At 46.3% G+C, this 2,016-nt stretch carries 2 protein-coding genes and 6 tRNA genes; all 8 read left to right on the forward strand.

Features of this window, described 5'->3' with window-relative positions; genetic code table 11:
• The first annotated feature begins 73 nt into the window (after nucleotides 1-73).
• Nucleotides 74-146, forward strand: a tRNA-Thr gene (locus WQ57_RS22350).
• A 6-nt stretch (nucleotides 147-152) separates the two neighbouring features.
• Nucleotides 153-237, forward strand: a tRNA-Tyr gene (locus tag WQ57_RS22355).
• 54 nt (nucleotides 238-291) lie between these two features.
• Nucleotides 292-366, forward strand: a tRNA-Gln gene (locus tag WQ57_RS22360).
• Nucleotides 367-527: 161 nt separating this feature from the next.
• Nucleotides 528-600 (forward strand) — tRNA-Lys (locus tag WQ57_RS22365).
• 21 nt (nucleotides 601-621) lie between these two features.
• Nucleotides 622-696, forward strand: a tRNA-Gly gene (locus WQ57_RS22370).
• Between the two features lies 1 nt (nucleotide 697).
• Nucleotides 698-773: transfer RNA gene (locus WQ57_RS22375), tRNA-Ala, on the forward strand.
• 238 nt (nucleotides 774-1,011) lie between these two features.
• Entirely contained in the window at nucleotides 1,012-1,671 is a 660-nt protein-coding gene (locus WQ57_RS22380) for a sugar transferase (protein WP_046525582.1), read from the forward strand.
• A 14-nt stretch (nucleotides 1,672-1,685) separates the two neighbouring features.
• The coding region (locus WQ57_RS22385) for an oligosaccharide flippase family protein (protein ID WP_046525900.1) at nucleotides 1,686-2,016 on the forward strand (331 nt) is incomplete at its 3' end.

Here is a 2,016-nt window from a genome sequence, read left to right on the forward strand (position 1 = left end):
CTCAGCTGGGAGAGCATCTGCCTTACAAGCAGAGGGTCGGCGGTTCGATCCCGTCATCCTCCACCATTATTATGCCGGTGTAGCTCAATTGGTAGAGCAACTGACTTGTAATCAGTAGGTTGGGGGTTCAAGTCCTCTTGCCGGCACTCTGTGGAGGGGTAGCGAAGTGGCTAAACGCGGCGGACTGTAAATCCGCTCCCTCCGGGTTCGGCGGTTCGAATCCGTCCCCCTCCACCATTATAGTTAAAGTAAAAAATGGACATGCTATACCTGTCCTTTTATTTTTGTCATTGGGCTATAGCCAAGCGGTAAGGCAACGGACTTTGACTCCGTCATTCGTAGGTTCGAATCCTGCTAGCCCAGCCATTTTTTGACCCATTAGCTCAGTCGGTAGAGCAAGTTTCTCGCTTCGCCGAAATTTCATCCTCGGAAACTTGCGAGGTAGACCGAAAGGTCTTTCGAGCATCGGGATGCGAAACGGTTATACAGGAAGGGTTAATTTAACTAAAGTTTCCCCTCCATCAAATGAGCCATTAGCTCAGTCGGTAGAGCATCTGACTTTTAATCAGAGGGTCGAAGGTTCGAGTCCTTCATGGCTCACTCTCTTTTATACAATATACTGCGGAAGTAGTTCAGTGGTAGAATACAACCTTGCCAAGGTTGGGGTCGCGGGTTCGAATCCCGTCTTCCGCTCCAAGGGGCCTTAGCTCAGCTGGGAGAGCGCCTGCTTTGCACGCAGGAGGTCAGCGGTTCGATCCCGCTAGGCTCCACCATCACATTACATACAACCTTTCAAGCCTTAAATCTTATGATTTAAGGCTTTTTTGTATTTCCATCCATAGACAACGGCCTCGTTACCCAACTTTCACCCTTGCAAAACCTCACATTTTAATCATTCACAAACATTTACAGAATTAACAGAATGTTTATAAAGTTAATGGAATTTTTAACCTGTGTTCATACTGGCTCAAAAATCGCCGATTATACTTCAACGTAGGAGGTGAGCTTGTTCTGAGTGCTGATAAGAGCCTTAAATTCTACCAGGATTATTCCCTTATTCAAACGAGTCAACCTAATCTTTCCAAGCAGGCAGAGCAATATCTCTTTTATAAAAGGTTTATGGATCTGGTGCTGGCCACAATCGGCCTATTGCTAGCGCTGCCGATTATTGGGATATTCGCTGCTTTAATTGTCATTGAAACACCTGGATCACCTTTCTATCTTCAGGAGAGGGTTGGAAAGAACGGCAGGCATTTTAAAATGATAAAGCTCCGATCCATGCTGTGCAATGCTGAATCGGCTGGGGCGAAATGGGCTGAGGCCAATGATCCGCGGATTACAAAAGTTGGTGCCTTTATACGGAAAACACGAATCGATGAACTTCCGCAGCTGATATCCGTCCTGAAGGGGGATATGTCGCTTATAGGGCCGAGGCCCGAGAGGCCTGTGTTTACCAGGCAATTCACCAAGGAAATTCGGGGCTTTGAAAATCGCCTGCTAGTTAAGCCCGGGCTGACGGGCCTTGCGCAGGTAAATGGAGGATACAATCTCTCTCCTCAGGAAAAGTTGAAATACGATCTCGAATATATTCAAAATCTTACATTTGCTCTTGAACTGAAAATTTTGCTGAAAACATGCAAGGTGATTGTAACCGGAGAAGGAGCACGTTAAAGGCAGGAGACATCATGTCAGGTATTAAAACCCAGATGGGCAAAGGAATGAAGTGGACAGGGACTTCTACAGCGATAATTACCATTATTCAAATCACCCAGTTTGGATTATTGGCCAATCTGATGACCCTTGCTGAATTTGGTTTGACAGGGATCATCGCGGTTATTGTCGTCTTTGCCCAAATTGTTCTGGATTTAGGTCTTGGCTCTGCAGTCATCCAAAAAGAGCGGGTCACTCATACGATGCTCTCGACATTATTTTGGCTGAACATTCTTACTGGCATTGCCATATGCGGCATTTTAATGCTGGCAAGCCCGCTGATTGCAGCATTCTATCAGCGGGAAG

It is taken from the genome of Mesobacillus campisalis (assembly GCF_000986785.1).
Lineage (GTDB): Bacteria > Bacillota > Bacilli > Bacillales > Cytobacillaceae > Mesobacillus_B > Mesobacillus_B campisalis.